Genomic DNA, 25,078 nt, shown 5'->3' on the forward strand with positions numbered 1-25,078 from the left:
CCGCCCCCCCCCGCCCCCCCCGTTCCGCCCCCCCCCCAAAAAAATAAAACTTTCTCCCGGGGCGGCCTGGTGTTGGCCTGCGCGGGCCCCCCAATTCACGGAGGTTGGGGCGCTGTCCGGAGCCGACCTGCGCACACCGCCACGATGACATCATGCTCCTGTTTTGCCCGACGAGTCAAACGCCGCCACGGTCGCTGCTACACAATTTCGGGTTTTTGTAAGTCGTTGAAGTCCCTCACAGTCTCTACTGTGCATGGGGTTGTTTTCGCGCTTTTGGTTTTGAGGGGCGGCTATTCCACCGCCTTTTCCCTCAGCCGCTGCGCATAGACATTGATGACAAGCGCTGCCAGCAGGATCAGGCCACGGATCAGGATCTTCAGGAAGCTGTCGATGTTGACGTGGTCGAGGCCGTTGTTGAGAACACCGAGAACGAACAGACCGACGATGGTGTTGCCGATGCCGCCGCGGCCGCCGAACAGGCTGGTGCCGCCGACGACCACGGCGGCGATGGAGTCGAGCAGATAGGTGTCGAACTCGTTCTGCTGCGCGCTGCCGAAATGAGCGACGCCGAGCATGCCGCCGATCCCGGAGCACACCGCCGAAATGACCATCACCGCGCCGAGGATGAGCTTGACGTTGAGGCCGGAATATTCGGCCGCCTCGCGGTTGCCGCCGACCATGTAGACGTAGCGGCCGAAGCGCGTGTAGGTCAGCACCAGATGGCCGCCAAGCAGCATGATCGCGGCGACGATGACGATCCATGGGATGCCGCCGATCGAGCCGGAGCCGAGCGTGGTAATCACGCCGGGCACCTTGTAGGCGATCTGGCCGCGCACCAGCAGCGCCGAGATGCCGGCCGCGATCTGCATCATCGCCAAGGTCATGATGAAGGAGGGAATGCCGATCACGGTCAGTCCCAGCGCATTGACGAGGCCGAGAGCTGCGCAGAGCAAAATGGCCAGCAGGATCGCCGCCGCGCCGGGCAGGGGAATGTTGGGAATGTTGACGTAGGATTCCTGGAGCGTGAAGTAGGCGACCGCGATGCCCGTGACGTTGGCGATGCTGGCGATCGAGAGGTCGATCTCCGCGCAGAGGATCACGAAGGTAAGGCCGACCGCGATGATACCGGTCACCGACACCTGCGTCAGGATGTTGCCGAGATTGTCCAGCGTCGCGAAGGAGGGGCTGGCCAGTGCAAAGAAGCCGGACAGAAAAATCAGCGTCAGGAACGGGGCGATGTTGCGCATCTGCGAGCGCAGGAAGGGCGCAAGCCCCCGCGCCCGCTGCCCCGCCGCCAAAGCCGTGTCACTGCTCGCCATCGTGCTTCTCCGTCACGCCGCTTCCAGCAGGCGGTCCTTGCTGACCGGCTCGTTCGTGAACTCCCGCACCAATGCGCCGCGCTTGAGCACGAGGATGCGGTCAGCCAGTGACAGCACCGTTTCCGGCTCGGTCGACAGCACGATGATCGCAAGCCCTTTGGCGCGGAGATCGCGGACGATGTTGATGACGTCGTTCTTGGCGCCGACATCCATGCCGCGGGTGGGCTCGCACAGCACCAGGAGTTTGGGCGGATAGGTCAGCCATTTCGCCAGCGCGACTTTCTGCTGATTGCCGCCGGAGAGCATGCCGAGATCGAGGCCGACCACCGGCGGTCTGATCTGGAGCTGCTCGACCTGGCGCTTTGCGATGTCGCGCTCCTGCGCCGGCTTCAGCAGCAACGCCGAGATGCGATCGAGGATGCTGATCGAGATGTTCTTGTAGACCGGCTCCTGGTGAAACAGCATCGCCCGCCGGCTCTCGGGCACCAGCGCCACGCCGGCGCGCCGCGCCGCTGCCGTGCTCGCGAAAGTCTTGGGCTTGCCCTCGACCGCGAGCGTGCCGCCGTCCGGCTTCAGCTTGCCGAACAGGATGCGGGATAATTCCTGCTGGCCACAGCCCATGAAGCCGTAGATGCCGAGCACTTCGCCGGCGCGCGCCTCGAAGGAGATGTCCTTCAGGCCGCGGGCCAGCGACAATTGGTTGACCTTCAGGACCACCGAGCTGTCGCTCGGCTGCGGCAGCATCAGATCGTCGCTGTAGCTGTGCTCGAGCGCTTCGCCGCCGCGACCGATCATGGCCTCGATCAGCGCGCCCTTGCTGGTCGCCGCACTTGCGGTCTCCGCGACCTTCCGCCCGTTGCGGAACACAGTCACCGTGTCGGACACGCGCAAGATGTCCTCGATGAAATGCGAGATGAAGACGATCGCCGTGCCTTCCTCGCGCAGGCGCCGCAGCGTCGCGAACAGTCGCTCGACCTCGGGCGGGGAGAGGGCGGACGTCGGCTCGTCCAGGATGACGATGCGTGCGCCGGAGAACAGCACGCGGGCGATCTCGATCAGCTGCTGGAGCCCGATCGGTAAGTCACCCAGCCTGCTCATCGGATCGACATCGATGCCGAAGCGGGCGAGCTGCTCGCCGGCCTCGCGCGCCATCCGCCGCCATTGCACCAGGCCGAGCCGGTTGGTCGGCTGGTTGCCCAGAAACACGTTCTCCGCGACCGTGAGGTCGGGCGCGACCGACAGCTCCTGGTGCACCATGGCGATGCCGGCGCTGTGCGCGTCGCGGGCCGAGCGGAAATGCGTCTCCTGTCCGTCGATCAGGAAGCGGCCGGAGAATTCTGTGTGCACGCCGGCGATGATCTTCATCAGCGTGCTTTTTCCCGCGCCGTTCTCGCCGACGAGACCGTGGATCTCGCCGGGTGAGAGCGCGAAGTCAACACCACGAAGCGCCTCGACGCCGCCGAAGCTCTTCGTGATGCCCTGCAGTTCCAGGATGGGCGAACGATCCTCTCGCATGGAGACTCAGATCAGGAAATGATCCTGCATCCACTGCATCCCGGCGGCGTTGGCCTTGGTGACGACCGGTCCGTCGGTAACGACGTTCTTCGGAATGCCCTGTCCGCTCTTTTCGCCGCCGACTACGGCGGAGACGCCCGCGATAATGGCGCCGCCATGGATGCGGCAGGACGGATTGCGGACGGTGGCGAACATGCGGCCTTCGCTGACCGCCTGGATCGCCGGCGGCATCGCGTCCACGCCGCCGATCAGGATGTTGGTGCGGCCCCGCGCCTTCATGATATTGGCGGCGGCGAGCGCCATGTCGTCATTGTGGAAGAACGCCGCGTCGATCTGCGGGTACTTCGTCAGGTAGGTTTCCCAAAGACGTGCGGTCTTCGACACATCCCAGTCGGCCGGCTGCGTGTCCAGCACCTCAATGCCGGGGAATTGCTTCACGACGTTGTTGAAGCCCTTGGCGCGGCCCTGCGCGCCGGTGTGGCCGAGGGCTCCTTGCGTCATGATGATCTTGCCCTTGCCGCCCATGGCGTTGCAGAGCGCCTGCGTCACGGAGGCGCCCATGAACTCGTTGTCAGGGGCGAGGAAGGAGTGGACATTGATCTGGTCCAGCGGCGCAATCAGCGTGTCCATGTCGATCACGGGCGTGCCGGCGTCGATCATCTTCTGCACCGGCTGGGTGAGGGTGCCGATGCCAAAAGCCTGGATCGCGACGAAGTCCCATTTCTGCGACGCCATGTTGTCGATCGCCGCGCGCTGCTTCACGGCATCGAGCTGGCCGTCGAACCAGGTGACTTCGACATTGAACAGCTTGCCCCAGAATTCCGCCGCCTGCTTGCCCTGCGCGCACCAGGTCGCCTGGAGGCCTGCGTTGGAGAACGCCGCTTTCAGCGGCTTCTCGCTGCGTCCGACTTCGGCTGCAAGGGCGGGGTTTATGCCCATGCTGCCGAGGATGGCAGTCGCGGCGCCGGCGATTGCTGCCGCCTGAAGAAGATCGCGCCTCGTCGTCGAGAAATCTTTCGTCCCGGACATCGCTCGCTCCCATACAATTCTATTTTCGACGCGTCATTGATTGCGCGACCGATGTCCGAAAGTGTCTCACAAGAGTTGGCGCCACTCAATCCGCAATCAACGGCGGGATCGCCGCGAGACGCGTTGGTGCAGCGCAAATCGTCAGGCCGGGGCGCCGGCGAACGCGTCGATCTCGATGAGCAGTCGGTCCCAGGCCTGCGCGATGTCCGACGACCATTCATCGCCGAGAAGATCGCGCAGCGTGTCCCTGACGACGGCGAAGAAGGCAGTGAACAGCTCGCGCGGCGTGCCGTAGCCATCGTGCGACACGACCTCGCATGCGATCAGCCGGAATTGCCCACGGCGATCACCGGCGAAGTCGAGAATCGCCTCGATCGTGAGTGCCAGCATCGAGCCCATCACGAGTTCGCTGCCTTGTTTGCGGAACATCGCCCGCGTTTCGGGATGCTGTTCGAACAGCCGTCGATAGACGAGTGGCGTGAGGTCGATGCAGCGCGAGGCTGCAAGTTCAAAGCTCCGTTCGATTGGATTGGGAGAAGCGTTCATCGGCGCTTTAGCCCCGCAGACAAAAAAAGAGCGGGGCCCTAGCCCCGCTCGAAAATTGTGTCGACCCTATTATCCCCGATTCTAAGATTTGATCTTGATTGGCGGGGCGACGCTGCATTTTGCGCGTCAGGGGCTCCTCCCGAGACTTGGACCACCAGACTTCGACCTCGCGGCCAGCCTGAGCAAGGGAATGCTAGATCAACTTTTCTCACTTGTCATCATTTTCGGCAACGAATGTTCAAAATTCGAGCAATTGACGAAATGATCGGGCTGCCGGCCGGGTAAGCATATGACAAACATAAGAAATCTGTGGATGGGCCATCGGCTCGACTGCCTCAAATGCCGGAGGTTCCCTCCCGTGGGCGGTCGGACCACGGTTTTCCGGGAAGTTTGCGCTGGATTAAGAAGGCGGCGGAACCGGGCTCGACTCGGCCATAGCGCGGTGTTTAGTTAGTAGACGAACGAATGGTTCGGCGGATGCGCGCACGGCTGCAAAAATTCCTACCTCTGGTCCTGCTCGCCCTGGTGATGCAGGTGCTGGCGCCGATTGCCGCCTGTCTGGCGGCCGGCCAAGCCGTGGCCGATCCGTTGTCCGCCGCCGTCATCTGCCACAGCGCGAGCGAGCAGGGCGGCCTGAACGACCCAGCGGGTACGCCGGTCGCACATGCCGGTGCGTGTGCCCTCTGTTGCTTGGCGCAGGTGGGCGCGTCGCTCGATTCGCCGCCGCATGCCGCGCTCTCCGTTCCCTTCCGCCATGCCGAACGCGTGGTGTGGCACGCGGCGGAGGCATCCGCCGGGGCGGCCCATAAAGGCACAAACGCGCAGGCGCGCGCACCGCCTCAATTTTCCTGACGACTCTCGTGATCTCCGCGGTCCGCCGTAGGCGATTAATGCTGTCGAAAGGCCGGAGAGAAAGCCCGGCGTCAGGAATGCCCCATGTTACGTTGTCATGCCCGCCGTGGTGTGAGCGTCGTTGCCATTCAGGCCGCGCTGCTTGCATCATCGAACGGAGCCTTTGCCCAAAGCAGCAGCGCAGTGCTGCCGCCTATCACAGTTGAGGCGCCTCAGCAGAAGCGTGCGTCGGCCGTCCGATCGCCACGCAATTCTGCGCGATCGGCCCGCGTCACGCGAAGCCTGCGAACGACCCCATCGCCGCAGCAAACCGCGAGCGAACAGAGTGCAGGGGCTCCGGGTGCCCTGACGGTTCTGACTGCGCAACAAGCGCTGGCGGAGATTAACCAGACTCCGGGCGGCGTGGCGCTCGTCTCGGCCGATGCGTACAGGAACTCGACGCCGTCCAACACGATCAAGGATGTTCTGGATTACGTGCCCGGCGTGTACGCCCAGCCCAAATGGGGCGACGACACCCGCCTTTCGATTCGCGGGTCCGGCCTGTCGCGCAATTTTCATCTGCGCGGCGTGCAGCTCTATATGGACGGCATTCCGATCAACACCGCGGATGGTTATGGCGATTTCCAGGAGATCGATCCGAGCGCCTACAAATATGTCGAAGTCTTCAAGGGCGGCAACGCGCTTCAGTTTGGCGCCAATTCGCTCGGAGGCGCGATCAACTTCGTGACTCCGACCGGCCGCGACTCGTTTCCGAATGGTGTGTCCTTCGATGTCGGAGGATTCGGCTACAAACGCCTTCAGGCGAACGCAGGAGGCGTCAACGGGCGGTGGGACGGTTTCGTGACCGCTTCCGCGCAGGCCGCGGACGGTTTTCGCGATCACAGTTTTGGCTCGAGCAACCGTTTGAGCGGCAATATTGGGTATCAGTTCTCACCGGATGTCGAGACCCGGTTCTACCTCAATGCCAACGAAGTCCGGCAGCGAATCCCGGGTACCGTGACCAAGACATCCGCTTTGACCGATCCGGAAGCTGCTGCACCCGCGAATGTTGCGATGGATCAGCAGCGCAATATCGATACTGTCAGGCTCGCCAACAAAACCACCGTTCGTTTCGATGACACCAAAGTCGAATTCGGCGCCTTTGGTGTCGATCGCCATTTGATGCATCCGATTTTCCAGTGGCTGGACTACCGTTACAAGGACTATGGAGGATTCGCGAAGATCACGGATGACCGCACCATTGGCGGCTTCCGCAACAGGTTGGTCGCGGGCGTCTATGTGCTGAACGGCAGCATCGACAACCAGCAGTTCGCCAACATTGGCGGGCAGAAGGGTGCACTGCTTTCTTCCTCGATCGATCGGTCGGAGAATACCTCCGCCTATGTCGAAGACAGCTTCTACGTCATTCCAAATCTTGCGGTGATCGGCGGCACGCAATTTCTGTACGCGACCCGCAATCGGCAGGATCGTTTCCTCAGCGACGGGGATCAATCGGGGGCAACGCGCTTTAATGTCTGGTCGCCGAAAGGCGGTCTGTTGTGGCAAATCGATCCGGCCTGGCAGGCCTTCGCCAATGTCTCGCGGAGCGCCGAGGTGCCGAGCTTCGGCGAAAGCGCGATTGGTCCTGGCATTCCGACGATTCCGTTCACCAGCATCCGCCCGCAGATTGCGACCACGTACGAAATCGGGTCTCGCATGAAGCGGCCTGATTACGCCTGGGAACTGACGGCGTACCGGGCCAACATTCGCGACGAACTGCAATGCCTCTATAGTGCTTTTGGCAACTGCAATGTGACCAATGCCGACCACACCATCCATCAAGGCATCGAGGCCGGCGCGGGCGCAGCAATCTTTCGTGACATCTTCGTCAACGGCCCGGCGCCGGACAAAATCTGGCTGAATGTCGCTTATTCCTTCAACGACTTCCGCTTCGACAAAGATCCCACTTTCGGAAACAATCGATTGCCGGGAGCCCCAAGTCACTATTTGCGCGCGGAGCTTCTCTACAAGCACCCTACCGGTTTCTATGTTGGACCCAACGTCGAATGGGTGCCACAGGCCTACTTTGTGGACAGCATGAACACGCTGACGACAGAGCCTTACGCCTTGTTGGGATTGAAAGCCGGGTTCGACAATGGCGGCCCGATGTCTGCCTACATCGAGGGGCGCAATCTCACCAACAAGACCTACATAGCCAGCGCGAGCATCATCGATCGAGCGACGGCGACGTCAGCATTGTTTGAGCCGGGTACGGGAAGAGCAGTGTACGCTGGAATGAGGTATCGATGGTGACGGGCAAATGGCACTTGGGTCTATGTTCGGCTCCGCGGCAGGCCGGCGTTCCGAATGCCGATGCTGACGGCAGCGGAAGGGTGTCGCGGAAGAATGCAGGGCCATTCTCGGCCCGATCAATCGTGAAAGAGGCAATCAACATGAAGACTATCGGACGAACTCTCCTTGCAATTTCACTGTTGCTGACCGGCTGTGCCGTCGCGCAGGCCGACGAGGTCAAGGCCGGCGATCTCGTCATCTCGCAGGCGTGGAGCCGGGCGACACCAGGCGGCGCCAAGGTGGCCGGCGGCTATCTCACCATCGAGAACAAGGGCACAGTGGCCGACAAGCTGGTCGGCGTCTCCGCCGAGATCGCGGGGAAGGCTGAGGTCCACGAGATGGCGATGGACAATGGCGTGATGAAGATGCGTCTGCTCGACAAGGGTCTCGTGATCGATCCCGGCAAGACGGTGAAGTTCGCCCCCGGCGGCTACCACCTGATGCTGCAGGAGCTGAAGGGCCCCTTCAAGCAGGGCGACAAGGTGCCGGTGACGCTTCAGTTCGAGAAGGCCGGCAAGGTCGCCGTCTCCCTCGACGTCCAGGGCGTCGGCGCCCAGGCGCCGGGCGAGGGCGGGCACATGATGAAGAAAATGCCGGATCATTCGGGAATGAAGATGTGACGAGCATGATCTGGACCTTCGGGAGACCCAATATGTCGAAGCGAACCTGGCTGATCTTTCTGAGCGTCTTTGCGGCAACGCCAGCGGCTGCGCACGTCTTCCTCGAAGGCAAGCAGGCGACAGTAGGGGGATCGTACAAGGCCGTCTTCGCCGTCCCGCACGGTTGCGCGGGCTCGCCAACGGTGAAAATCCGGGTGCAGATCCCGGAAGGCGTGATCGCGGTGAAACCGATGCCGAAGGCGGGCTGGAGTGTTGACGTGGTCGAGGGCAAATACGCCGGCGAATACGATTATCACGGCAACAGGCTCTCCTCCGGCGTCAAGGAGGTGACTTGGTCCGGCGGCAAGCTGCCGGACAAGAACTATGACGAGTTCGTCATGCACACGGCCCTGACCGACACGCTCAAACCGAACACAATCCTGTACTTTCCCGTAATCCAGGAATGCGAGACCGGCGTCAGCCGCTGGATCGAGATCCCCGCGGAGGGGGCCGGGCATTCGCACGAGGGCAAGTCACCGGCGCCGGGCGTAAAACTCCTGCCAAAACCCTGATGCGCCTGCTCGCCGCGCTCGCGACGCTGCTCCTCGTCGTCGGCTTCGCAACCGGCGTCTCGGCGCACGCGGCGCTGGTCGCGGTCGAGCCGGCGAGCGGCAGCATGCTCGCGAGCGCGCCAAAGGCGGTGGAGTTGCGCTTCAATGAGACAGTGACGCCGGGCGCGATCCGGCTGATCGACGGCGCGGGCAGGGCGCGGGATGATGTGCGCGTCAACGCATCGGGCGAGACCATCTCGGTCGTGATGCCGGCGGACCTGCCGCAGGGCACGGCCGTCGTCAGCTATCGCGTCATTTCGCAGGACGGCCATCCCGTCGCGGGATCGGCGATCTTCTCGATCGGCACGCCGACGGGGACGCAACCTCCCGCAAACGCCGATGGCGGATTGAACGTGCTGATCTGGCTGGCGCGGGTCGGTCTCAATCTTGGCCTGTTCGTCGGCGTCGGCGGCGTGTTCTTTGCTCGCTGGGTTGCGTGGTCGATGACCGGCATGACCGTTCCGCGCGTGGCGCTCGCCATCGGCCTCACGAGCGCGGTGGTGTCCATTGGCGTGTTGGGGCTGGATCTCCTCGGCCTACCGCTGTCCGCTCTCGCGACGATGGCTCCCTGGAAAGTCGCATCCGGGACCAGCGCGGGCCCAGCCTTGCTCGTGGCCATCGCTGCAATGCTGTTCGCGCTGCTGGCGCTAGGCCACGCGTGGTGCGCGCGCGCTCTGGCGATCATTGCCTTCGTCGGCGTCGGCTTGTCGCTGGCCATGACCGGGCACGCCGCTACGGCACCGCCCGAACTGTTGACCCGCCCGACAATCTTTCTCCATGGTCTCGGTGTGGCCTTTTGGATTGGGGCCCTCGCGCCGCTGGTCGCCCTGTTGTCAAAGACATCGGCCGCGGCATTGCCTGTCGTGAACCGCTTCTCCCGCATCGCCGCGCTGGCCGTTGGCGTTCTGGCATTGACCGGCCTCGCGCTCGCCATCGTCCAGCTTGAGAAGCCGTCCGCATTGGTCGAGACTCGGTATGGACTCATCCTCTCGATCAAGCTGGCGCTGGTGCTCGTGCTGCTGGCGCTTGCCGCGCTCAACCGCTTTCGCCTGACTCCGGCTCTGGCGGGGGATCACAAGGCCGCGCAGAGCCTCAAGCGCTCGATCGTGCTCGAATGCGCCATCGCGCTCGGCATCTTCGCCGTCGTGGCCGGCTGGCGCTTCACGCCGCCGCCGCGGACGATCATTCCGGAGACGCCGCTGGCGATCCACATCCACACCGACAGGGCGATGTTCCAGGTCCTGGTCTCGCCGGGGAAGGCGGGTATCGACGATTTCGTGCTGCAGCTCATGACCGGCGAGGGGGCGGTGCTTGAGGCCAAGGAGGTGACGCTGACGCTGAGCCTGCCCGAACGCGGCATCGAGCCGATGGAGCGGAACGCCTCGCTCGGGCCGGACCGCTACTGGCACGTGCGCAAGGTCGAACTGCCCTTTGCCGGCCGCTGGCATGTGCGTATCGACGCGCTGGTGACCGATTTCGAGAAGATCACGCTGGAGGACGAACTCGAGGTGGCGGCGCCCTGAATCGGGCTCTTCGGCACATCACCTCGAATCTGAAGTCGACGGAAAAATGACAGGAATTCCGCTGTGTTAGCGGGTTTTCCTCATTCCCGGTCTTGTGTTTTGGCTCCCAATCCGGTTTCACTGCAAGCCATCACTGATTCCTCGAGTATTGCCATGCGGTTGTCGCGGTTCTTTCTGCCCATCCTGAAGGAAAATCCGAAAGAGGCGGAGATCGTCTCGCATCGGCTGATGCTGCGTGCCGGCATGATCCGGCAGGAGGCCGCCGGCATCTATGCCTGGCTGCCGCTCGGCTTCCGCGTGCTCAAGAAGATCGAGCAGATCGTGCGCGAGGAGCAGGACCGCTCCGGCGCGCTGGAACTGTTGATGCCGACGCTTCAGCTTGCCGATCTCTGGCGCGAGAGTGGCCGCTACGATGCCTATGGCCCCGAGATGCTGCGCATCGCCGACCGGCACAAGCGTGAGCTGCTGTACGGTCCGACCAACGAGGAAATGATCACCGAGATCTTCCGCGCCTATGTGAAGTCCTACAAGAGCCTGCCGCTCAATCTCTATCATATTCAATGGAAATTCCGCGACGAGCAGCGTCCGCGCTTCGGCGTGATGCGCGGCCGCGAGTTCCTGATGAAGGACGCCTATTCGTTCGACCTCAACGAGGCCGCGGCGCGCATCGCCTACAACAAGATGTTCGTAGCGTATTTGCGCACGTTCGCGCGGATGGGGCTGAAGGCGATCCCGATGCGCGCCGAGACCGGCCCGATCGGCGGCGACCTCAGCCACGAGTTCATCGTGCTCGCCGAGACCGGCGAATCCGGCGTGTTCATCAATCGCGACGTGCTCGACCTGCCCGTGCCGGGCGAGGACGTCGACTACGAGAGCGATTTGACGCCGATCATCAAGCAATGGACCTCGGTCTATGCGGCGACGGAAGACGTTCACGACGCCGCGCGCTTCGAGCAGGAAGTGCCCGCGGACAAGCGGGTGAACACCCGCGGCATCGAGGTCGGGCAGATCTTCTATTTCGGCACGAAATATTCCGACGCGATGAAGGCGCTGGTGGCGGGCCCCGACGGGGTCGACGTGCCGATCCACGGCGGCTCCTACGGCGTCGGCGTCTCGCGCCTGCTCGGTGCCATCATCGAGGCTTGCCATGACGATGCCGGCATTAAATGGCCGGAGGCCGTTGCCCCGTTCCGCGTGTCGATTCTCAACCTCAAGCAGGGCGATGCGGCGGTCGATGCGGCCTGCGAGAAGCTCTATGCGGAGCTGTCCGCCGAGGGCGTCGACGTGCTCTACGACGACACCGACCAGCGCGCCGGAGCCAAATTCGCCGCCGCCGACCTGATCGGCATTCCCTGGCAGATCATGATCGGGCCGAAAGGGCTCGCCGACGGCAAGGTCGAGCTCAAGCGGCGAAGTGACGGCGCCCGCGAGACCATGTCGCCTGCGGACGTGGTCGCAAGACTTGTGGGCTGATAAGGCTGGTCGGCTGAATATTGTTCATCGCCCCAGATCGCGGCCGCCAATCCGGCCACATTTGACCCCGAATCATGGGATTATCGAGCGATGGATGAAACCATGACAGAGACCAAGCCAACCGCGCCTTTTGCGCCATTCGAGTGGATGCTGTCGGCGCGCTACCTACGGGCGCGCCGCAAGGAGGGATTCATCTCGGTCATCGCCGGGTTCTCCTTCCTAGGCATCATGCTGGGCGTGGCGACGCTGATCATCGTCATGGCCGTCATGAACGGCTTCCGCAAGGAGCTGCTCGACAAGATCCTCGGGCTCAACGGCCACATCCTGGTCCAGCCGCTGGAATCGCCGCTGACCGACTGGAAGGACGTCGCCGACCGCCTCAGCCAGGTCCAGGGCATCCGGCTCGCAGCGCCCGTGGTGGATGGCCAGGCGCTGGCGTCATCGCCGTGGAACGCCTCCGGCGTCCTGGTGCGCGGCATCCGCTCCGACGACCTCAACAACCTCACCTCGATTGCCAAGAACATCAAGCAGGGTTCGCTCGAGGGCTTTGACGACGGGCAGGGGGTCGCGATCGGCCGGCGCCTCGCCGACCAGCTGTCGCTGCACGCCGGCGACAGCATCACGCTGGTGGCGCCGAAGGGCGCGGTCACCCCGATGGGCACGACACCGCGCATAAAACCGTACAAGATCGCGGCGGTGTTCGAGATCGGAATGTCCGAGTATGATCTCGGCTTCGTGTTCATGCCGCTCGCGGAGGCGCAGGCCTATTTCAACCGCAGCAACGACGTCACCTCGATCGAGGTCTTCACCACCAATCCGGATCAGATCGTCGCGTTCCGCCAGGCCGTGACGGAGGCGGCGGGCCGGCCGGTGTTCCTGGTGGACTGGCGCCAGCGCAACTCGACCTTCTTCAACGCGCTCCAGGTCGAGCGCAACGTGATGTTCCTGATCCTCACCATGATCGTGCTGGTCGCGGCGCTCAACATCGTCTCCGGCCTGATCATGCTGGTGAAGGACAAGGGCAGCGACATCGCGATCCTGCGCACGATGGGGGCTTCGCAAGGCTCGATCATGCGCATCTTCCTGATCACGGGCGCCTCGATCGGCGTGGTCGGTACGATGGTCGGCTTCATCGTCGGGCTGGTGATCTGCTTGAACATCGAATCGATCAGGCAATTCCTGTCCTGGCTGACCAGCACCGAGCTGTTTTCGCCAGAGCTGTATTTCCTGTCGAAGCTGCCCGCCGAGATCGACATCGGCGAGACCTCGGCGGTCGTCATCATGGCGCTGACGCTGTCGTTCCTGGCGACGCTGTATCCGTCTTGGCGCGCCGCGCGCCTCGATCCCGTCGAAGCGCTGCGGTACGAGTGAGGGGCTGATGGAGAGCCAGGGGGCGGAAGATGTACCGGTCATTTATCTCCACGAGATAAAGCGACAGTACTTGCAGGGCGAGGTGCCGCTGACGATCCTCGACGGCGCCAAGCTCGCGCTGTGGGCGGGCCAGTCCGTCGCGCTGGTGGCGCCGTCCGGCTCGGGCAAGTCGACGCTGCTGCACATTGCGGGACTGTTGGAAGCGCCCGATTCCGGCGAGGTCTACGTCAATGGCGCGCCGACCTCGCAACTGCCCGACATCGAGCGCACCCAGCTTCGCCGCACCGACATCGGCTTCGTCTACCAGTCGCACCGGCTGCTGCCGGAGTTCTCGGCGCTCGAAAATGTGATGATGCCGCAGATGATCCGCGGCCTCAAGAAGTCCGAGAGCGTCAAGCGCGCCAAGGAAATCCTGGGCTATCTCGGCCTCGGCGAGCGCATCACGCACCGTCCGTCCGAGCTGTCGGGCGGCGAGCAGCAGCGCGTTGCGATCGCGCGCGCCGTGGCCAATGCGCCGCGGGTGCTGTTCGCGGACGAGCCGACCGGCAATCTCGATCCGCACACCGCGGACCACGTCTTCCAGGCCCTGATGCAGCTCGTCAAGGCGACCAAGGTCTCCATGCTGATCGCGACCCACAACATGGAACTCGCCGGCCGCATGGACCGCCGCGTGTCGCTGTCGAACGGCCAGGTGGTCGAGCTCGAGTAAAAACCGCGAAAACAACCCCATGCACAGTAGCCAAGTGCTTGGCCGGACTGACTAAAAAAATGGCGCTCCCCGGGGCGTTCAAGGCCGGATCACCGTCAATTTGAACGGTCCGCCATTGGCGGCGGCATGGTCCACCGCCTCATTGGCATGGTCGAGATCGAAGGCGGTGGCCTCGTACTCCTCCAGCCTGAGCAGTCCCGCGCGCACCAGCGCGATCAGGCGGCTTGCTGCATCCGGCGGATACATCCAGACGCCGTGGATGCTGATGCAGTTTCGCATGATCCAGGGGTAAGGCAGCTCGAGGCCCGCGCCGCCGGCCATGCCGACGCCGCCCATCAGCACGACGCGGCCGTAAGCGCGCACCGTCATGATCGCCGCGCGCACCACATTGGTGCTCACCGAGGGCGGCATGATGTCGAGCACGCAGTCGATCGGCCCGGGCGCCGCGCGCTTCATGCTCTCGCGGTCGTCGTCCTCATTGCTGGTGAGCCTGACCGGCTTCACGCGGTCGCCAAAACGCCGGACCAGGTCGGCCAAGACCTTGTCGTTGCGGCCGGGCGCGACCACGCAGGCCGCGCCCATTGCGAGCGCGACCGAGACGGCCGCGCTGCCGAAATTGCCGGTGGCCCCGCTCACCAGCACGGTCTCGCCCGGCTGAAGATTGGCGGCAAGGAAGCCGCCATAGGGCACCAGCAGCGTCCCCAGCGCGCACCATCGCGTGGCGTCCTCCGGCGTGATCGTGCCGAGCCGTTTCACGTTCTCCGTCGGCACCCGCATCTGCTCGGCGAACGAGCCGTGGCGAAAATGCCGTTGCAGGCGCATGGCGCCGGCACCGGGGGCGGTGAGTCCTTGCAGGGCAATGTCGGGCGCTGCGGCGTCGTCGCGCGAGCGCACCGTCGGGTCGCAGAACACCCAGTCGCCAACGCTGAGCTTCGTCGCGTCCGGGCCGATGGCGCGGACCCGGCCGATGCCGCCAGGCCCCGGGATGATCGGCAGGTCGAGCGCATAGTTGCGCGCCCCGCTGAAGACCTCGTTCATGTAGGACAGCACCCGCGTTGCGACGACGTCCACGATGACCTCGCCCGTGCCGAGCACAGGGTCCGCGGCTTCCTCAATCGCAAGCGGCGATCCAAACGATTTCAATACGGCAGCCTTCATGATCTCACCTCAAAGTGGAGTGAAGCCCATATGCGCCGCCTTTCCTGGCCCGGGAAGGCCTGGTATTATCCTAGTATTCCCCAAGCCCTCCATCGAGGCATGTCACCATGGCCGACCCACGCCGCGTCGAATTCGGCGACTTCCTCAGGTCCCGCCGCGAGAAGCTGTCGCCGAAGACGGTCGGACTTCCCGCGGGCCGGCGACGCCGCACCGCGGGCCTGCGCCGCGAGGAGGTCGCGCAGCTCGCCGGCATCGGCGTCGACTGGTACATCCGGCTCGAACAGGGCCGCACCGTCAGCCCGTCGGTCACCACCGTCGACGCGCTGGCGCGCGCGTTACGCCTCAGCAAGACCGAGCATGCCCATCTCAAGGCACTTGCGCGCGACGGCGATAGGCGCGCGTTCACGCGCGAGGTCGTGCCGCCGCCCGTTCGACGGATGATCGAGAGCCTGGCGCAGCCGGCCTATGTCACGGGGCGGCGCTGGGACGTGCTGGCCTGGAACGCGGCGGCCGAGGAGATCTTCGGGTTCGGACAATTGCCCGAGCAGGACCGCAACACGCTGCTGCTGGTGATGACGAACAAGCAGACGCGAAAATTCTACGGTGCCGGCTGGGCCGATGTCGCCAAGAGCATGGTCGCGATGTTTCGCGCCACTCACGACGTCTGGGCCGGCGATCCCGCCTTTACGGACTTGTTGACGCGGCTGCGCCAGGGCAGTCCGGAATTCGTCAAATGGTGGGAAGCGCACGAGATCCGCAGCACTGCCGCGGGCCTCAAGACCATGAACCATCCGACCAAGGGCGTGCTCCGGTTCGAGCACACCAGCTTTCAGGCCAATGACGATCCGGCGCTAAAGCTCGTGATCTACACGCCGGTTTAGATTGCGGAAGCACAGGGCCCGAGTTCGTCAAGTATGACGGTCGATGATCTGAAGCAGCCGATCGCAGGATGCCTCGATCCTCTTGTGGGGCGATGTGGCGACGCCCAGCAACAGGCCGGATCGCGCCGAGACCGCAGACGCATGCCATAGCGACAGCGGCGTGGGCGCCAATCCAAACGATGCCGCTTCCCGCGCGATCGCGACGTCGGAGGTTCCGTCCGGCAGTCTCAGGACCGCGGCCAATCCGGCGATCGCAACGTCCTTGGCAACGTCCTTGGCGCCTGCCTTCAAATATTTCAGCAGCGCATCGCCTTGCGCGGCATAGGCCCGCTTCGTGCGTCGAAGATGCCGTAGATAGTGGCCGTCGCGGATGAATTCGGCGGTTGCGAGTTGTACGGAGGGCCCGGGCGCCGGAGCGAGGCATGCCGCAACCTCGGCAAAACGGGAAGCCAGAGAGGCGGGTGCAACGACGAAGCCCAGCCGCAAGGCAGGAGTCAGGGTCTTGCTGAAAGACCCGATGTGAATGACGCGCCCGAAACGATCGAGAGAAGCGAGCGCCGGTGTGGCCCGACCTCTCAGCTGAAGCTCGCTGAGATAGTCGTCCTCGATCACCCAGACCCGTTCCTGGGCGGCCCAGTCGAGAAGACGCGAACGTCTTGCCAGTGACAATGTCGAGCCAAGCGGTGCCTGCTGTCCCGGGGTCACGACGACCAATGCAGCATCGGGAGCGTGTTTCAGGCCGTAACCGACGTCGATGCCGTCCGCGTCAACCGGGATCGGCGTGATCGACAAGCTTGCAAGCTCAAGCCCGTGCCTAGTGAAGGGGAAGCCCGGGTCCTCCATCCAGACCTTTTTCTGCTCGAGGCAGAGAACCCGGAGTGCCAGTCCGAGCCCGCTGCTGAAGCCGCCGGTGATGATGATCTGCGACGGTGCACATTCGATCCCCCTCGCCAGCGCCAGATACGCAGCGATGTCGCGCCTCAATTCCAGCTCGCCGCGGGGATCCCGGTAGATGGCCGGTGCGCTCGTCTCCGCGCGCACCGCCCGCGTGCGCATCCTCGCGAACAGCTTGGCGGGAAAGGTCTCGTGAGCGGGCACACCCATCTGGAAAACGGCCGGTCCCGCAGTGAGCTCCTGGTACATCTCCATGAACGAGCCGGGGTGGGGAGCTGCTTCCTGCCGAGGGGTAAAGGCGGGCCGATCCGCAACATGCGTTCCGGTCGCGCGCGACGCGACGATCAATTGCGCGGAGGAGAGCTTTTCGTAAGCCGAACGCACGGTGCCGCGCGCGACACCCAGCTGAGCCGCCAAATCCTGCCAGGACGGCAGACGAGCTCCCGGCGCCAGCACGCCGCTCTCGATGGCAGCTCCGATACCTCTGCGGATTTGTTCCGCCAATGGCGTCTTCGCAGATCGATCGAGCTCCAGCCGCAGCGGTTTGACCATGCCTTCGTGGTACACGATTTTTGTCCATTCTTGGTGCTTTTTTGTAGACCAGTGCGAGGACATTTATCAGACAAGGAACGTATCCGGCGACCGCCGCCGAACAGAACCGATCATGGAGTATGAAAATGGCCAAGCGTCTCGATTACGACCGCATCGCACCCGCAGGGATGAAAGCGCTCGGCGGCGTCTACGGCTATGTCATGCAGAGCAATCTTCCTGCCACGCTCGTCACTCTGGTCTATCTGCGCATTTCGCAGATCAACGGCTGCGCCTACTGCCTCGACATGCACACGCGCGATCTGCTGAAGAGCGGACAGAAGATCGAAAAGATCGCGCTGGTGCAGACCTGGGCGGAAGGCGGTCATCTCTTCGACGAGCGGGAGCGTGCCGCCCTCGCATGGGCTGAAACGGTGACCCTTGTGGCTGAAACCGGCATCCCGGATCAAGCTTACGAGGCTGCCCGCGCCGTCTTCCAGGAGCGCGAGCTCGTCGATCTCACCATCGCGATCGGCCTGATGAACGCGTACAATCGCATGGCAATCAGCTTCCGAAATACGCCACAGGCCGCGAAGGAGGAGATGGCAGCCTGACCGCGGTGCCAGACGGCAAGAGGGTACAGACATGCCTTCGACTGCGACGGCATGTCCTGAGAAATCGGCGATTCAAGGCAGGAGCTTGATATGACCATCGCAATTTCCGGCGTGAAGATTCCCGACAGTAAGATCGCACGGGAGGCCGCCGAGCTGGTGCGCCAGTACGAAAACGACATGTTGTTCAACCACTCGGTCCGCGTCTTTGTGTTCGGCGCGATCAAGGGACATCGGAAAAATCTAAAATTCGATTCCGAGCTGCTCTACATCGCGGCGCTGTTCCACGATCTCGGGCTTGTCGACCATTACCATACACAGACCAAGCGATTTGAAGTTGATGGCGCCGATGCCGCCCGCGAATTTCTGAGGGGACACGGCATTGACGAGCCAAAGGCCGATCTGGTTTGGGAGGCGATCGCGCTACATACGACGCCTGGAATTCCACAATACATGCGGCCGGAAATCGCTCTCACGAATGCGGGCGTTTTGGTCGACGTCGTGGGGATTGGCTATGATGAGTACACGCCGGAGCAGCGCGACCAGGTGACCACCGCATTTCCGCGCGGTGACTTCAAGAACGAGTTCCTTCAGATACAAACCTGCTCAGCCTTGAAGAAGCCGCAGACCACGTTCGGGACTGTTAATTTCGATTACATCGAAGATCACGACCCCACATTTCACAAGCCGAACGCATGCACTCGCATCCGCAACACTCCCTGGCAGAGCTGACCTTCGGCGCGATGTTCGAGTTTCGCTACGTTGACTCATGGCGACGGTGCGGCCGGGGGCGTTACGCTGGCGTTCGGCTGCTGAATAGCCGGCCACGGGCTCTTGGGAGCCGGCGTCGTCACCGCGCATGACGTCGCAAGCTGCGGCCACACTGACGTCAGGCCCGTCAGGTCGATGTCGAATTTCGTGATGTCCGCCTCGTCGTCGGGTAGCAGCATGGTTTCGCGGACATGCAGGGAGCGGGACGCCAGTATCGCCTTGACCATCTCGGGATCGATGCTGCCGCGCCAGACCTCATATTTTCCGGCCCGCAATGCAGACCCTCCGGCCGTCTTGTCCGGAGCGGCGTCCGCCGTTACCAGGATGGTGCTCTTGCCGACGGCCGTCTCGTCGATCTCGCCCGCGAATGTCAGCGGCACGCGCTTTCCGCTTTCGCAAGACAGACGCCATTCTCCATAGGCCGGAACGAAGCGCCGTTCTCCTTCTTCAGCATCGCGATCTTGCGGACGAAGGGGCGCGCTTCGTTTTCCAGTTTCCAGGGTCCGTCCGCCACGTCTGGATTGGTAATCTGGCGACCAGGTGGGAGCAGGCAGAACGGCAGCCTCCCAGGGGACGGTGACGACGGGAACCTAAATGCCATCATGCGGTTATCGCGCAGACAATTTGCGCGACCCGGCTGCATCACTCAGAAAGTCAGGCGGGCTACCTGTGGTCGAAGCGAACAGCAGCGGGACGATCAAACGGCTGGCTCCTCGTGGAGCTAGGGAAGTGGCAGGGGAACACCAATGACGACAGCGACCGGGGTCCGCTCGGCCGATCGCAATTCCGTCTTAGCCACACTCGGCGACTACATCCGAGAGATCAGCAATCCCGACGATCTCGCCTACGCCGCGGCGGAGCTGCTCGGCCGCAGCCTGAACGTCAGCAGGGCAGGTTACGGCACGGTCGACACCTCAGCCGAGACCATCACCATTGTCCGCGACTGGAACGCACCGGGCATCCTGAGCCTCGCAGGCGTGCTGCGGTTTCGCGACTATGGCAGCTACATCGAAGACCTCAAGCGGGGCGAGACCGTCGTCTGTGCCGATGCGGAGAAAGACCCTCGCGTCGGCGATCGTGCCAATGCTCTCGAGGCGATCTCTGCGCGCGCGCTCGTCAACATGCCGATCTCGGAGCCCGACGGGGTCGTGGCGCTGCTCTATCTGAACGATGCCAAGCCGCGCGAATGGAGCCCCGAAGAGCTGGAGCTTATTCGCGATGTTGCCGAGCGCACGCGCACGGCCGTCGAGCGCCGCCGTGCGGAAACGGCTGTGCGGGAGAACGAAGCCCGCCTGCTTTTCCTGGACGCACTCAACAAGGAGACGGCCAGGACTCGCGATGCCGACGGCGTGATGGCGGTCACGACCAAAATGGTCGGCGAGCATCTCGGCGTCTCGAACTGCGCCTACGCCGACATGGATCCGGACCAGGACGGCTTCACCATACGCGGCGATTGGGCCGCGCCCGGCGCAATGCATATCATCGGTCACTACAGTCTGGCCGATTTTGGCAAGCAGGCGGTGCGAGAGTTGAGTGCGGGCAGGCCGCTCATCATCAATGACAATCTAAGGGAGATTGCGCCGGACGAAGCCGCCACTTTCCAGAACATCGGGATCGGTTCGACGATTTGCATGCCCTTGGTGAAAGAAGGGCGACTGACCGCCCTGATGGCGATTCATCACCGCGGCCCGCACCAGTGGACGCCGCGCGAACTCGCCTTGCTCACCGAAGTGACCGAGCGATCGTGGGCCCACATTGAGCGCGTCCGATCGGAACAGGCGGCGCGGGAGGCTGCCGAACGACTGACGCTTGCAAACAAGGCGGCTGGTATCGGCACCTGGGACTACGACCCGGTCAACAACGTTCTTCGATGGGATAGCCGCTGCAAGGAGGTATTCGGCTTATCGCCCGACGCCGAAGTCAGCTATGAAGGCTCGTTCCTGAAGGGCCTTCATCCCGAGGACCGGCAGCGCGCCCACGAGGCCGTCTCCGCAGCGCTGACGCCGCACTCTCCGCCAAACTACAACATGGAATACCGGACCATTGGCATCGAGGATGGGGTCGAACGCTGGATCGCCGCGACCGGTCAAGCCATCTTTGCCGACGGCCAGGCTGTTCGGTTCATTGGAACGGTTCTGGATATCACCGCGCAAAAGAAAACCGAGCGTCATCTCAGAATACTGAATGATACCGGGGCCTCGGTCTCTCGCGAACGCGACCTCGACAAGATCGTCCAGATCGTCACGGATGCCGGCGTCGGACTCACGGGTGCTCAATTCGGCGCCTTTTTCTACAACGTTCTGGCGCCGGATGGCGGCAGCTATATGCTGTATTCGCTGTCCGGTGCCTCGCCATCCGCGTTTGAAAACTTTCCGATGCCGCGCAACACCGCCCTCTTTGGCCCGACTTTCGAGGGCTCCGGCGTGGTGAGGTCCGACGACATTCTGCAGGACCCCCGCTATGGCAAGAACGCGCCGCGGAAAGGCATGCCCGAGGGCCATCTTCCGGTCCGATCCTATCTGGCGGTCCCTGTGATCTCGCGCACCGGCGAAGTCTTCGGCGGACTTTTCTTCGGTCACGCAGAGACGGGTAAATTCCAGGCCGAGCATGAATCCGCATTGCTTGGCATTGCGGGCCATGCCGCCACCGCTATCGACAACGCCCAGCTCTTGACCCGGCTCGAGGCGCTCAATGCGGGATTGGAGCAACGTGTTGCCGACGAAATCGCCGAGCGCATGAAAGCTGAAGAGCAATTGCGGCAATCCCAGAAGATGGAAGCCGTCGGGCAATTGACCGGAGGCATTGCTCACGACTTCAACAATATGCTGGCCGTGATTCTCGGCAGCTTGAACCTTGCCAAGCGGCGGCTCAGCAGGGGAGAGGTCAGCATAGACCGCTTCATCGAGGGCGCCATCGACGGCGCAAATCGCGCAGCCACGTTGACGCAGAGGCTGCTCGCGTTCTCGCGCCAACAGCCGCTCGCGCCTGAGGTCGTTGACATCAACAAGATGGTCGGCGGGATGAGCGAGCTGCTCGAGCGGTCGCTTGGCGAGCTAATCCGCCTCGATACGGTGCTGGCGGATGGCCTCTGGCGGGTCAAGGCAGACCCGGCCCAGCTCGAAAGCGCCGTGATCAATCTCGCGGTCAATGCGCGCGATGCCATGCCGAAGGGCGGCAGGCTGACGATAGAAACCAGCAACGCCTCGATAGACCGAAAATATGCTCGCGAGTATGCACTCGCACCCGGGCAGTACGTTCTCGTCGCCGTGACGGACAACGGCACGGGAATTCCGGCCGATGTGCTCGGCAAGGTGTTCGATCCGTTTTTCACGACCAAGGTCGTGGGCAAGGGCACCGGCCTCGGCCTCAGTCAGGCCTATGGTTTCGTGCGGCAGTCGGGCGGCCATGTCAAAATTGACTCGGAAGTCGATGTTGGCACGACCGTGAAGATCTACCTTCCACGCTTCGCCGGCGAGGAGGCGAGCTCAGATCTGTCGCAGGAAGAGACACCCGCCGGTGCGAGCCATCAGAACGAAACCATTCTCGTCGTGGAAGACGACGAGCGCGTCCGCAGCATGTCGTCGGAAAGCCTGCGCGAACTTGGCTATACCGTCATCGAGGCAGCCAGCGCCAAAGAGGCGATCAGGACGATCGAAAATGGTTTCGTTCCGGATCTGCTGTTCACGGATGTCGTCATGCCCGACATGACCGGCGCCGAGCTGGCGGCCGAGCTGTCGAGACGATTCCCGGCGCTGAAAGTGCTGTTCACCACCGGCTACACGCGCGATGCAATCGTTCACAATGGCGTGCTCGATGCCGGCAAGCATCTGCTTCCGAAGCCCTTCGCTATCGAAGACCTGGCTGCCAAAGTCCGCAGCTTGCTTGACGATATCTGAACGCGCTTTGGAAGCGATCTCTCCCGTTTGCAAGCCGCCGTCACAAGGGCTATGTCCCGGCTTTCGGAAGAGCATGACATGACAATCTCGGATGACAACGACCTCGCGCGCCTGAAAGAAATCGGGCGCATCGTCGCCAATATCCTGGAGGCAATGGGGAAGGCGCTCGAGCCGGGCATGACCACCTCCGAGCTCGATCGGATCGGGCGTGTACTGCTGGAGGCTGCCGGCGCACGTTCGGCTCCGGAGCTGGCCTACGACTTTCCGGGCGCAACCTGCATCAGCGTGAACGAGGAGATCGCTCATGGCATCCCGGGCGATCGGCGGATCGCGCGTGGGGACCTCGTGAACATCGACGTGTCAGCCGAGAAGAACGGCTTCTTTGCGGATACGGGAGCATCGTTCGCCGTTCCACCCGCAACGCGAGTGGTCGAACGTCTTTGCAGGGATGGCCGGCGCGCAATGTGGACGGGCCTGCAGCAGGTTGGAGCCGGCAAGCCGATCGCCGGAATCGGTCAGGCCATCGGGACCTTTGCGCGGAAGAACGGTTACAGCCTGGTCAGGAACCTTGCCAGTCACGGTGTCGGCCTGTCGCTCCACGAAGAGCCGACGGAGATCGCAACATGGCCCGACCGCTCCGAACGCCGCGTGATGAGCGAAGGCCTCGTGTTCACCGTCGAGCCGTTTTTGTCCCTTGGCGCGGAATGGGCAGAGGATGGCGACGATCCGTGGACGCTCTATAGCAGCCCCGAGGCGCCGACCGTTCAATACGAGCACACGGTCATCGCTACGCGAAGCGGACCGTTGATTGTTACGATGGCTGGTTAAGGAGGTGTCCTCAAGCTACCGGATCTCGGGCCGCATCCAAAAGGCGGGCCGCATATCAGAGTCCCGATTTAATTGACGCGCCGCGAGTGGCGAGGGGGCTTCTTCTGCGCAAAATACGGGTTCGCTACGCACGTCGCCGACCGACCGACTGCTAAAAATCTGCACTGCTCGAGCGAGGTGTAGCGGCAATCGAAATAGCCGACGGGGCCGTAGATCTGCATGCAGACCGGATAGCTCGGATCATAGGTCTGCGCGCGCGCAGGCGCGCCCGCGAGGAGCAGGCCGATCGCGAGGAGCGCGAGGCGAGTGCGACGCATCTCAGCGCGGCACGTAGTAACCGGGTGAATAACCCGGCACCTGCGCGCGCGGCCTGTTCTGATACGCATAGGGGTCATCGCTCTGACCTGCGAAATAAGGGTTCGCGATGCAGGTGAGGGCGCGGCCCGACGAACTCGCCTGGCACTGCGCGTAACTGTCGAACGTGCAATTGCTCAGCCCCGGCCATTCATCGCCGGTCAGGCAGAAGGCATGGTGGGTCCCGAACGCGCGCGCAGGCACGCTTGCGCTGAGCGTGAGCCCAAATGTGGCGAGGGCGAGCGAAAATATGGCGATAATGGGGAGGGCAATTCGTCTGCGCATTCAATTCTCCAATCACGCGAACGTGCGCGCGACGTTGTCACGCGCGCGTGCCGCAGATGTCGTGTAATCGACAATGGAACTCATGAAAACACTTGTTTCAAAGGGTTTCCAGCGCGCGTTGGTAAATCTTCATTAATGAAGCGCGATCCTTTGGCGCGGACTGTGGCGTCGAGGTTACAGCAATTCCGTCGCGCGCTGGTATGACGACGCCACGGCCCGGGGGCCTAACGACGAAACTGGAACGGGAATCAAATGAACAAGAATCTGTTGCTTGCTGCTGTGAGCCTTGTCGCGCTCGGCGCGACCGCACCGGCGCTGGCTGCTGACCTCGCTGCGCGGCCTTACACCAAGGCGCCGGCGATGGTTGCCGCGATCTACGACTGGAGCGGCTTCTACATCGGTATCAACGGCGGCGGCGGTTCCGCCCATTCGACCTGGGATCTCGTCGGCGGTGGCCGCGAGGGTTCGCACGATGCGACCGGCGGCACGGTCGGCGGTCAGATCGGCTACCGCATGCAGTCGGGCCAGTGGGTGTTCGGCATCGAAGGTCAGGGCAACTGGGCTGACTTCTCGGGCGACAACGTCAGCGCGCTGTTCGCGACGCGCAACCGCTCCAAGATCGACTCGTTCGGTCTGATCACCGGTCAGATCGGCTACGCCTGGAACAACGTCCTCGTTTACGCCAAGGGCGGTGCGGCTGTCGCCGGCAGCAAGTATGAAGTCTCGACCCTTGGCGGCGCGCTGCTGTCCTCGAACGATCAGACCCGTTGGGGTGGCACGATCGGTGCCGGCCTCGAGTACGGTTTCGCCCCGAACTGGTCGGTTGGCGTCGAGTACAACCATATCTTCCTGCAGGACAAGAACGTCACCTTCGCGCTGGTGCCCTCGACCGATCGCATCCGTCAGGACGTCGACATGGGCCTCGTCCGCCTGAACTACAAGTTCGGCGGCCCGAGCCTCGGCCGTTACTGAGGAGATGCCTGATATCGATCGC

The 25,078-nt window shown here is 63.2% G+C and carries 23 protein-coding genes; 14 read left to right on the forward strand and 9 right to left on the reverse strand.

Translation table 11 applies throughout. The annotated features are described in order from the left end of the window. Positions 1-290: 290 nt before the first annotated feature. From AC0L3A_RS12100 to AC0L3A_RS12115, 4 genes are all read right to left on the reverse strand, one after another. Positions 291-1,319 (reverse strand): ABC transporter permease, encoded by a 1,029-nt coding sequence (locus tag AC0L3A_RS12100; protein WP_473254410.1) that lies wholly within the window; start codon positions 1,317-1,319, stop codon positions 291-293. Positions 1,320-1,331: 12 nt separating this feature from the next. Beyond that, the gene (locus tag AC0L3A_RS12105) at positions 1,332-2,834 is read right to left on the reverse strand and encodes a sugar ABC transporter ATP-binding protein (RefSeq protein WP_473254411.1); all 1,503 of its coding nucleotides are present in this window, start codon (positions 2,832-2,834) and stop codon (positions 1,332-1,334) included. A gap of 6 nt (positions 2,835-2,840) precedes the next feature. Next, on the reverse strand, positions 2,841-3,863 hold the full coding sequence (locus AC0L3A_RS12110; RefSeq protein WP_007603596.1) for a sugar ABC transporter substrate-binding protein: 1,023 nt from the start codon (positions 3,861-3,863) through the stop codon (positions 2,841-2,843). 141 nt (positions 3,864-4,004) lie between these two features. Further along, positions 4,005-4,409, reverse strand: a complete 405-nt coding sequence (locus AC0L3A_RS12115; protein WP_473254412.1) for a globin — start codon at positions 4,407-4,409, stop codon at positions 4,005-4,007. A gap of 477 nt (positions 4,410-4,886) precedes the next feature. Here AC0L3A_RS12115 and AC0L3A_RS12120 point away from each other — a divergent pair, with 477 nt between their 5' ends. The 8 genes from AC0L3A_RS12120 to AC0L3A_RS12155 all read left to right on the forward strand — a co-directional run bounded on the left by AC0L3A_RS12120 (position 4,887) and on the right by AC0L3A_RS12155 (position 13,878). Beyond that, positions 4,887-5,261 carry a DUF2946 family protein gene (locus AC0L3A_RS12120; protein WP_245286061.1) on the forward strand — a complete coding sequence of 125 codons (375 nt, stop codon included), beginning with the start codon at positions 4,887-4,889 and terminating at the stop codon, positions 5,259-5,261. Between the two features lie 84 nt (positions 5,262-5,345). Next, the gene (locus AC0L3A_RS12125) at positions 5,346-7,553 is read left to right on the forward strand and encodes a TonB-dependent receptor family protein (RefSeq protein WP_007603599.1); all 2,208 of its coding nucleotides are present in this window, start codon (positions 5,346-5,348) and stop codon (positions 7,551-7,553) included. A gap of 140 nt (positions 7,554-7,693) precedes the next feature. Next, the gene (locus tag AC0L3A_RS12130; protein ID WP_473254413.1) at positions 7,694-8,212 is read left to right on the forward strand and encodes a copper chaperone PCu(A)C; all 519 of its coding nucleotides are present in this window, start codon (positions 7,694-7,696) and stop codon (positions 8,210-8,212) included. 32 nt (positions 8,213-8,244) lie between these two features. Next, the gene (locus AC0L3A_RS12135) at positions 8,245-8,763 is read left to right on the forward strand and encodes a YcnI family copper-binding membrane protein (protein WP_473254414.1); all 519 of its coding nucleotides are present in this window, start codon (positions 8,245-8,247) and stop codon (positions 8,761-8,763) included. Beyond that, positions 8,763-10,325, forward strand: coding sequence for a copper resistance CopC/CopD family protein (locus tag AC0L3A_RS12140; RefSeq protein WP_473254415.1), 1,563 nt, complete (start codon positions 8,763-8,765; stop codon positions 10,323-10,325). The genes AC0L3A_RS12135 and AC0L3A_RS12140 overlap by 1 nt, the downstream gene beginning before the upstream one ends. Positions 10,326-10,478: 153 nt before the next feature. Beyond that, positions 10,479-11,798, forward strand: coding sequence for a proline--tRNA ligase (gene proS, locus AC0L3A_RS12145; protein WP_473254416.1), 1,320 nt, complete (start codon positions 10,479-10,481; stop codon positions 11,796-11,798). Positions 11,799-11,888: 90 nt separating this feature from the next. Beyond that, positions 11,889-13,169, forward strand: a complete 1,281-nt coding sequence (locus AC0L3A_RS12150; protein ID WP_473254417.1) for a lipoprotein-releasing ABC transporter permease subunit — start codon at positions 11,889-11,891, stop codon at positions 13,167-13,169. A 7-nt stretch (positions 13,170-13,176) separates the two neighbouring features. Further along, positions 13,177-13,878, forward strand: coding sequence for an ABC transporter ATP-binding protein (locus AC0L3A_RS12155; RefSeq protein WP_007603608.1), 702 nt, complete (start codon positions 13,177-13,179; stop codon positions 13,876-13,878). Between the two features lie 78 nt (positions 13,879-13,956). Here the strand turns inward: AC0L3A_RS12155 and AC0L3A_RS12160 are convergent, their stop codons facing one another. Further along, entirely contained in the window at positions 13,957-15,036 is a 1,080-nt protein-coding gene (locus AC0L3A_RS12160; protein WP_473254418.1) for a zinc-binding dehydrogenase, read from the reverse strand. 107 nt (positions 15,037-15,143) lie between these two features. Between AC0L3A_RS12160 and AC0L3A_RS12165 the strand changes: the two genes are divergently transcribed. Then, the gene (locus tag AC0L3A_RS12165; protein WP_473254419.1) at positions 15,144-15,917 is read left to right on the forward strand and encodes a helix-turn-helix transcriptional regulator; all 774 of its coding nucleotides are present in this window, start codon (positions 15,144-15,146) and stop codon (positions 15,915-15,917) included. A gap of 27 nt (positions 15,918-15,944) precedes the next feature. On the opposite strand, the gene pdxR is transcribed toward AC0L3A_RS12165, so the two are convergent. After that, positions 15,945-17,363: a MocR-like pyridoxine biosynthesis transcription factor PdxR gene (pdxR, locus tag AC0L3A_RS12170; protein WP_473254460.1), complete on the reverse strand. Its 1,419-nt coding sequence runs from the start codon at positions 17,361-17,363 to the stop codon at positions 15,945-15,947. A gap of 125 nt (positions 17,364-17,488) precedes the next feature. On the opposite strand from pdxR, the gene AC0L3A_RS12175 reads away from it, so the two are divergent. Continuing rightward, entirely contained in the window at positions 17,489-17,953 is a 465-nt protein-coding gene (locus tag AC0L3A_RS12175; RefSeq protein ID WP_007603613.1) for a carboxymuconolactone decarboxylase family protein, read from the forward strand. Positions 17,954-18,043: 90 nt separating this feature from the next. Then, the gene (locus AC0L3A_RS12180; RefSeq protein WP_007603614.1) at positions 18,044-18,682 is read left to right on the forward strand and encodes an HD domain-containing protein; all 639 of its coding nucleotides are present in this window, start codon (positions 18,044-18,046) and stop codon (positions 18,680-18,682) included. 35 nt (positions 18,683-18,717) lie between these two features. On the opposite strand, the gene AC0L3A_RS12185 is transcribed toward AC0L3A_RS12180, so the two are convergent. Beyond that, positions 18,718-19,101: a hypothetical protein gene (locus AC0L3A_RS12185; RefSeq protein ID WP_007603615.1), complete on the reverse strand. Its 384-nt coding sequence runs from the start codon at positions 19,099-19,101 to the stop codon at positions 18,718-18,720. A 366-nt stretch (positions 19,102-19,467) separates the two neighbouring features. Between AC0L3A_RS12185 and AC0L3A_RS12190 the strand changes: the two genes are divergently transcribed. Together AC0L3A_RS12190 and map are read left to right on the forward strand one after the other, a co-directional pair. Continuing rightward, complete coding sequence (locus AC0L3A_RS12190) at positions 19,468-22,617, forward strand: GAF domain-containing protein (RefSeq protein WP_473254420.1); 3,150 nt, start codon at positions 19,468-19,470, stop codon at positions 22,615-22,617. Positions 22,618-22,695: 78 nt separating this feature from the next. Further along, positions 22,696-23,445 (forward strand): type I methionyl aminopeptidase, encoded by a 750-nt coding sequence (gene map / locus AC0L3A_RS12195; RefSeq protein ID WP_007603617.1) that lies wholly within the window; start codon positions 22,696-22,698, stop codon positions 23,443-23,445. Positions 23,446-23,513: 68 nt separating this feature from the next. Here the strand turns inward: map and AC0L3A_RS12200 are convergent, their stop codons facing one another. After that, on the reverse strand, positions 23,514-23,762 hold the full coding sequence (locus tag AC0L3A_RS12200) for a DUF3551 domain-containing protein (RefSeq protein ID WP_007603618.1): 249 nt from the start codon (positions 23,760-23,762) through the stop codon (positions 23,514-23,516). Between the two features lies 1 nt (position 23,763). Next, positions 23,764-24,084, reverse strand: a complete 321-nt coding sequence (locus tag AC0L3A_RS12205; RefSeq protein WP_007603619.1) for a DUF3551 domain-containing protein — start codon at positions 24,082-24,084, stop codon at positions 23,764-23,766. A gap of 252 nt (positions 24,085-24,336) precedes the next feature. Between AC0L3A_RS12205 and AC0L3A_RS12210 the strand changes: the two genes are divergently transcribed. Continuing rightward, positions 24,337-25,056 carry an outer membrane protein gene (locus AC0L3A_RS12210; protein WP_007603620.1) on the forward strand — a complete coding sequence of 240 codons (720 nt, stop codon included), beginning with the start codon at positions 24,337-24,339 and terminating at the stop codon, positions 25,054-25,056. The last annotated feature ends 22 nt before the right edge of the window (positions 25,057-25,078 follow it).

This window comes from Bradyrhizobium sp. MI1.3, assembly GCF_055811695.1.

Excerpts from the sequence above, each read along its gene's own strand:
- AC0L3A_RS12180 (WP_007603614.1), top strand. The coding sequence starts at position 18,044 with ATGACCATCGCAATTTCCGGCGTGAAGATTCCCGACAGTAAGATCGCA.
- pdxR (WP_473254460.1), bottom strand. The coding sequence starts at position 17,363 with ATGGTCAAACCGCTGCGGCTGGAGCTCGATCGATCTGCGAAGACGCCA.
- AC0L3A_RS12165 (WP_473254419.1), top strand. The coding sequence starts at position 15,144 with ATGGCCGACCCACGCCGCGTCGAATTCGGCGACTTCCTCAGGTCCCGC.
- proS (WP_473254416.1), top strand. The coding sequence starts at position 10,479 with ATGCGGTTGTCGCGGTTCTTTCTGCCCATCCTGAAGGAAAATCCGAAA.
- AC0L3A_RS12210 (WP_007603620.1), top strand. The coding sequence starts at position 24,337 with ATGAACAAGAATCTGTTGCTTGCTGCTGTGAGCCTTGTCGCGCTCGGC.
- AC0L3A_RS12160 (WP_473254418.1), bottom strand. The coding sequence starts at position 15,036 with ATGAAGGCTGCCGTATTGAAATCGTTTGGATCGCCGCTTGCGATTGAG.
- AC0L3A_RS12140 (WP_473254415.1), top strand. The coding sequence starts at position 8,763 with ATGCGCCTGCTCGCCGCGCTCGCGACGCTGCTCCTCGTCGTCGGCTTC.
- AC0L3A_RS12155 (WP_007603608.1), top strand. The coding sequence starts at position 13,177 with ATGGAGAGCCAGGGGGCGGAAGATGTACCGGTCATTTATCTCCACGAG.
- map (WP_007603617.1), top strand. The coding sequence starts at position 22,696 with ATGACAATCTCGGATGACAACGACCTCGCGCGCCTGAAAGAAATCGGG.
- AC0L3A_RS12125 (WP_007603599.1), top strand. The coding sequence starts at position 5,346 with ATGTTACGTTGTCATGCCCGCCGTGGTGTGAGCGTCGTTGCCATTCAG.
- AC0L3A_RS12150 (WP_473254417.1), top strand. The coding sequence starts at position 11,889 with ATGGATGAAACCATGACAGAGACCAAGCCAACCGCGCCTTTTGCGCCA.
- AC0L3A_RS12110 (WP_007603596.1), bottom strand. The coding sequence starts at position 3,863 with ATGTCCGGGACGAAAGATTTCTCGACGACGAGGCGCGATCTTCTTCAG.
- AC0L3A_RS12115 (WP_473254412.1), bottom strand. The coding sequence starts at position 4,409 with ATGAACGCTTCTCCCAATCCAATCGAACGGAGCTTTGAACTTGCAGCC.
- AC0L3A_RS12175 (WP_007603613.1), top strand. The coding sequence starts at position 17,489 with ATGGCCAAGCGTCTCGATTACGACCGCATCGCACCCGCAGGGATGAAA.
- AC0L3A_RS12200 (WP_007603618.1), bottom strand. The coding sequence starts at position 23,762 with ATGCGTCGCACTCGCCTCGCGCTCCTCGCGATCGGCCTGCTCCTCGCG.
- AC0L3A_RS12205 (WP_007603619.1), bottom strand. The coding sequence starts at position 24,084 with ATGCGCAGACGAATTGCCCTCCCCATTATCGCCATATTTTCGCTCGCC.
- AC0L3A_RS12190 (WP_473254420.1), top strand. The coding sequence starts at position 19,468 with ATGACGACAGCGACCGGGGTCCGCTCGGCCGATCGCAATTCCGTCTTA.
- AC0L3A_RS12130 (WP_473254413.1), top strand. The coding sequence starts at position 7,694 with ATGAAGACTATCGGACGAACTCTCCTTGCAATTTCACTGTTGCTGACC.
- AC0L3A_RS12105 (WP_473254411.1), bottom strand. The coding sequence starts at position 2,834 with ATGCGAGAGGATCGTTCGCCCATCCTGGAACTGCAGGGCATCACGAAG.
- AC0L3A_RS12135 (WP_473254414.1), top strand. The coding sequence starts at position 8,245 with ATGTCGAAGCGAACCTGGCTGATCTTTCTGAGCGTCTTTGCGGCAACG.
- AC0L3A_RS12100 (WP_473254410.1), bottom strand. The coding sequence starts at position 1,319 with ATGGCGAGCAGTGACACGGCTTTGGCGGCGGGGCAGCGGGCGCGGGGG.
- AC0L3A_RS12120 (WP_245286061.1), top strand. The coding sequence starts at position 4,887 with ATGCGCGCACGGCTGCAAAAATTCCTACCTCTGGTCCTGCTCGCCCTG.